Source organism: Deinococcus sp., from assembly GCF_018260405.1.
Classification (GTDB): domain Bacteria; phylum Deinococcota; class Deinococci; order Deinococcales; family Deinococcaceae; genus Deinococcus.
In genome coordinates this window covers 1-5,792 of sequence record NZ_JAGLBG010000115.1, presented here as the reverse complement: position 1 = coordinate 5,792, position 5,792 = coordinate 1, and the positions used below count along the sequence as shown (strand labels likewise).

The 5,792-nt window shown below is 62.0% G+C and carries 5 protein-coding genes; 4 read left to right on the top strand and 1 reads right to left on the bottom strand.

From position 1 onward, the window contains the following. Positions 1–300: 300 nt before the first annotated feature. From QZ269_RS11530 to QZ269_RS11515, 4 genes are all read left to right on the top strand, one after another. Positions 301–1,254 (top strand): DUF5009 domain-containing protein, encoded by a 954-nt coding sequence (locus QZ269_RS11530; protein WP_291426852.1) that lies wholly within the window; start codon positions 301–303, stop codon positions 1,252–1,254. A gap of 261 nt (positions 1,255–1,515) precedes the next feature. Then, entirely contained in the window at positions 1,516–1,668 is a 153-nt protein-coding gene (locus tag QZ269_RS11525) for a hypothetical protein (protein WP_291426851.1), read from the top strand. Next, the gene (locus QZ269_RS11520) at positions 1,652–2,854 is read left to right on the top strand and encodes a polysaccharide deacetylase family protein (RefSeq protein ID WP_291426850.1); all 1,203 of its coding nucleotides are present in this window, start codon (positions 1,652–1,654) and stop codon (positions 2,852–2,854) included. Before QZ269_RS11525 ends, QZ269_RS11520 begins: the two co-directional genes overlap by 17 nt. Positions 2,855–2,918: 64 nt before the next feature. Next, positions 2,919–4,607: a bifunctional UDP-sugar hydrolase/5'-nucleotidase gene (locus QZ269_RS11515; protein WP_291426849.1), complete on the top strand. Its 1,689-nt coding sequence runs from the start codon at positions 2,919–2,921 to the stop codon at positions 4,605–4,607. A gap of 195 nt (positions 4,608–4,802) precedes the next feature. Here the strand turns inward: QZ269_RS11515 and QZ269_RS11510 are convergent. Further along, on the bottom strand, positions 4,803–5,792 hold a 990-nt coding region (locus tag QZ269_RS11510), incomplete at its 5' end, for a BamA/TamA family outer membrane protein (RefSeq protein WP_291426848.1).

Here is a 5,792-nt window from a genome sequence, read left to right as displayed (position 1 = left end):
AGTTGGGACAGATCTTTTGCGTAATGTCCCTACTCTACCCCTTTCCGCTTCGCAAGTCCCCCTGCTGAGCAGTTACACCAATTTAGCTAGTTGTGCCTTTACCCTCATTCGCTCTGCCCGCAAAGCATAGACACGGCCAGACGCCAACACGCTGCCCAGCAACGACCAACTTCCAGTTCTTCTCCGCCCAGCTGGGAAGCTGTGGCAGGGCACAGTGCACTTTGAACATCCAGCATTTACAAGTGGGGTTTCACCCTTGATTTAACTAGAAGATTTATGGTCCAGGGCAGGGAGGAAGGCATGACAGAACTTCAGAGCAGCAGCGCCGGAATCCCGGTAGCGGTTCCTGGGGCACAGCAAGTCGCCGTGCCAAAAAAACTTCCTGGGCCAGAAGAAACAGCCACCCAGACGCCGACACTCCTGCCCAGGGCAGGGCACGCGCCCCGGCTGACGGCGCTGGACGCCTGGCGCGGCACCACGGTCATGCTGATGCTGTTGGTCAACAATGTGGCGCTCGGTGAGCATACCCCGGCCCAGCTGACCCACGCCGAATTCGGCGGCCTGACGCTGACCGACATGGTGTTTCCCTGGTTCTTGTTCTGTGCCGGGGCCGCCCTTCCTTACTCGCAGGCCGCCATGGAGCGGGCCGGAATCAGCGGACAGCCTTTTTACCGCCGCCTGATTCAGCGGGCCGTCACCCTGTATCTGGTCGGCGCCTTTGTAACCAGCGCCACCGAGCACCGCCTGACGCTGGGGCTGGGCGTGCTGCAACTGATCGCGCTGTCCACCTTTTTTGGGGCGCTGCTGGCCCACCTGAGATCTACACTTCAGCTGGGCGTCGCCGCCACGCTGCTTCTCGGCTACGCGGGATTCCTGGCATTCGGGGCACACGGCGGCGTAGGCATTATCAGCCAAACCGTCAACGCGGTGCAGGCCATCAATGACGCCGTGCTGTCCAGGGTGGGCCTGCGCGGGCTGCTCTCGGTGATTCCCACCACCGCCCTGGTCATCTTCGGCAGTCTGGCGGCGCGTCCGCTTCAGCGTAAAGACCCCCAGGCGTGGCAAAAGTTACTTGCGCTAGGCGGGCTTCGATGCGGGGCTGGTCATGGTCTGGAAAAGCATGTCGGGGCAGGAAAGCAATCTGGGCCACGTGACCAGCGTGCTCAGGCTTCCGAGTGGCGCGGGCGACGTACAGGTGGACGCCAGCGAGCCCCAGCCTTTTGCCACGCACTCGGGCATTCTGGCCTGGACTGACGGCAACTACCGCTTCATGACGGCCAGTTTTAACCAGGACAACATGATGACTGGGTATACCCGCGCCGATGGCCGGGGCGAGGTCAAACCGGCGGCCCTGACCTTCCTGAGCCTGAAGATACGTGCGCTCTCAGTACGACTATTACCGCGCCGAGCGGGCCACTGGCGGCGTTCTGGGAACCGGCACAGGCCGGTCGACCCCGGATGGCCTGAAGACCAGCGAAACGTACCTGCTGCGCGCGCTTCAGACCGAGCCGAAAAATGCCCTGGCCGCCAGTGGTGCTGCGCAAGGAAGGCCGGAACGCGCAGGCGCAGGCGCAGTACCGCAAAGCCGCCGCGCTGTACGCCGCAGAGGGCCACACGCCGTCGGGAATGCTCGCCAACCTGGACTGGGCCAATGGCAAGGGCCAATAAAGCGCTTCTGCTCTTCTTCGCGCTGAACCTCGGGACGCTGTCTAGCGGGCAGGTGGCAGACCAGACGCAGCCCGTGGCAGTTCCCGCCAGTGTGCCGGGCCAGGTGCAGCCGGTTGCGCCGGGCACCCGTGCGGCGCGGGCTGTGCCGACCTTAACCCTGTCTCCGGGCATTCCACAGGTCAGGCAGGTGCAGTACCTCGGCAACGGGTTTATAGAGGTGGCGCACGCCATAGTGACGGTCAACCCTGCCGAGCGCATGAAGCTGCGTGTCCTGGCCCAGCAGGTCGTGGCCGCCACTTTCGCCGCCAGACCCAGGCTGAATGAAGTAGACCTCAGCATCTATCCGGCAGAAACGTACGCGGGATTCGGCGGGCGGCTGCCCCTGATGACAGCCAGCGTGCCGCGCAGCCGCGTACAGGACTTTGGCCTCTGGATTACCGACCGGGTGCCCTATGACCGGGTCTGGGTCAATCCGGGGCATCTGCCCGCCTATGAAGCCCCCGACCGGGTGCGCGAGGCGATACCTAAAGTCACCCTGGGCCACGAGACAAGTCTGGAAAATCAGGCCCGGCGCGAAGGGGGGCTGCTGGGGGGGCTGCTGTTCCACAGCAAAAACGCCAATTCACCCATCGCGGCCCTGACCTTTGACGACGCGCCGCACCCCATGTATGAGCCGCTGCTGCTGGATCTGTTGCGGCGGGCCGGGGTTCGGGCCACCTTTTTTGTCATTGGGCGCAATGCCGCACCCTACCCGTACTTTATTCGTGACATGACCGAAAGCGGCAACGAGGTCGGCAACCATACCTACCACCACTTGCGCCTGCCTCCCCTCAGCTCGGTCAAAATGCTCGGCGAGATTCAGCAGGCCAACGCCGCTATCGAAAGGATTACCGGGGAACCGGTGAAATACTTTCGCCCGCCCGGAGGCGAATACAACACGCAGGTGCTGGCGGCGGCCCGGGCGCTTGGCCTGACTACCGTGTTCTGGACGGACGATCCCGGCGACTTTCAGAACCCCGGCGAGGCTCTGCTGGAATCGCGGCTGCGGACCAAGCTGCGGCCTGGCGGCATAGTCTTGCTGCACGACAACGCCAGCGAAATGCTCAGTATTCTGCAAGGTTTTTTGCGCGCCGCCCGCTACCGGGGCTTTACCCTGACCACGGTGGGCGGGCTGCCCAAGTACTGAAACCCTCCCCCTGGCGGCTGACCCTGACGCTCAGCCAACACTTAACTTTTACGCTAAGGGCAAGATGAAAAATATTTTCGCTGCCCTGAGCCTGACACTGCTGCTTACCGCCTGCACTGATTCCAGTACCACCTCCGCCAAATCCAGCACGCCAGTCAATGTGACGGTTCTGGGTCTGAACGACTTCCACGGTAATCTGGAAGCAACCAATTTTAAAATCCCCGACCCGGCAGACGCCACCAAGCTGGTCAACCTCCCGGCGGGCGGGGCCGAACTGATCGGCGGATACGTCCAGCAGGAAAAGGACAAGAACGCCAACCAGATTTTTGTGGGGGCAGGCGACTTGATCGGGGCCTCTCCCGTGACCAGCAGCCTGCTGCGTGACGAACCCACGGTTCTGGCATTAAGCAAGATGGGCATGAAGTTCAGCAGTCTGGGCAATCACGAGTTTGACCAGGGCCTCAAGGAATTGCAGCGTATGCAAAAGGGCGGCTGCGACAGTAACGCGCCCGAAAAGGCCTGTAAGTTCCAGAACCCGTACCCCGGCGCAACTTTCAAGTGGCTGGGAGCCAACGTGGTGGACAAGACCACCCGTAAGACCGTCTTCGACCCCTACGATATAGCGACGGTAGGCGGCGTCAAGATCGGCTTTATCGGGGCTGTACTCAAGGACACGCCCAGCATCGTCAGCCCCGACGGTATCGCCACGCTTGACTTTCTGGACGAGGCCGACAGCATCAACAAGTATGTCACCGAGCTCAAAGGCAAAGGGGTGGACGCGATTATCGTCTTGATTCACCAGGGCGGCACGGCCAAGGACGGTTACGCGGTTCCGGCCTGCGGCACCCTCACCGGGCCAATCGTGGACATCGTCAATCGCCTTGACCCCGCCGTGAACGCCGTAATCAGCGGGCACACCCACCAGGGCTACAACTGCCTGGTCAATGGGCGCACCGTTATTGAGGGCGACTTTTACGGCCACCTGCTCCAGCGCCTGGACCTGACCATTACGCCCAGCACCAAAAAGGTAGAGGTCAGGGCCATGAACGTCCTGATGGACAGCCGCACCCTGCCCAAGGACCCCGCCATGACTACGCTGGTCACCCGGGCCAAAGACCTGACTAACGCGGTCAGACAGTCCCCGGTAGGCACCATCGCCACGGCCAGCATCACCAAGACTAACAATGCAGCGGGCGAAAGTGCGCTGGGTGACGTGGTCGCCGACTCTATGCTGGCCAGCACGGGGGCGCAAAATACGCAGATCGCCTTTATGAACCCTGGCGGTCTGCGTGCCGACCTGATTGCCAGCGGCGCCGGAAATAGCGTGACTTACGGTGATCTGTACGCGGTGCAGCCGTTCGGCAACAACATGACCGTAATGGACCTGACCGGCGCACAGATTAGGGCGGTGCTGGAAGAACAGTTCGACAGCGGCGGCACCGTTGGCGCGAATAAAGTCCTGCAAATCAGTAAGGGACTGACCTACAGCTACGACAGCACTGCCGCCAAAGGCAGCCGGGTCGATGCGAGCAGCCTCAAGCTGAACGGGGCCGTGCTGGACCCCGCCAAGAACTACCGCATCGTGACAAACTCGTTCCTGGCTGGCGGCGGCGACAGCTTCTCGACCTTCAAAAGCGGAACCAACGTCCTGCAACTCCCGAACCTCGTAGATATCGATGTTTTCGTGGCTTATGTCAAGGCCAACCCTGGTCTGGCAGGTGGGGCACAGAACCGCATTACCAAAACGAAGTAAGGAAGGACTCGGGTTGACTCTGGTTATTTCAGAGTCAACCCGGCCAGAGGCGAGAAGGAAAGATACGGGTTTTGCGCTGTGGCGCTACAGGTGGTGTTGTCCCGCCTGTAGCGCCACAGCGCAAAACCTTATGGCCGTCGCTGTGCTGCGCTCAAGTCCGCTTGGGCCGGTGCGCCATCATCACCCCGCAGGTTCTTACCAGAACCGTCCCAGCCGCAGCGCAAAGCGTCCATTGCCGCTGCTGCTCTGGCCGTAGGTCAACTGCACGTTAAGCAGGCTAGTGTTGACTTGTGCGCCTACTCCATAAGCCACTTTCAGGCCGAAAGGATTGTCGCCGTTGTTACTGGTCCAGGCGTCTCCGGCGTCCACGAAGGCCAGGCCATAAACGCCCGAAACGTAATCGCCGAGTTTAACGCCGAAATTGTGGCGCAGCTCCGCGCTGCTGGTCAGGTAGCTGGTGCCGTGCAGCGTGCTGGACTGTCCCCGGATTTCGTAGGCGGGATCAAAGACGTTGGTGCCCACCGTAAACACGTTGCTTTCGCCGCCCGTGCCGACGATGGTGCCCGCGTTGACGCGCCCGGCAATGACTTCTTGCTTGCTGCCGTCATCCAGCGTGCGCCCGAAACCGTAGTAGGTGCTGCTTCCGGCCTCGACCTGCCCCCACGACAGCGAAACGCCGTCACTCTGGCGGCCCACGCCGTAGCCCAGGGTCGCCTGCGCCCGCACCCCGAAACTCGGCGCAAGCACCGAATCGGTGGTGTCGTACTGTAAGCCGAGCTTGGGCATGACGGTGGTGGCTCCCAGCGGTAGTTGCACGGTGGCGGCGGTGTCATCCTGGTAGGTGGCCCGGTTCGCGGGGGTGGTCGACAGCGAGTCCCCAGCCTTGTAAGGTTCGAGGTAATACTTGCTCGAGGAAACGGAGATCCCGGCGGAGGCCATCAGGTTGGGTTCAAGGGCGCGGGCCGCCGCCACATTGAACCCCGTCGAGCGCACGGTGTACTGCCGCCCGGTGTCCACGCTGGTCGGCAGGCCGTCTCTGCCCTTGATATACAGGGAGTTGTTGCCGACCGCATTGCTGCTCAGGCTGAGGCTGAGGCTGGTCGGGTGCCGGGCAAAATCCAGGAAGTTGGAATTGATCCAGGGAATGGAATAGTTGACGCTGCCGCTGAAGCGCTGCCCGACATC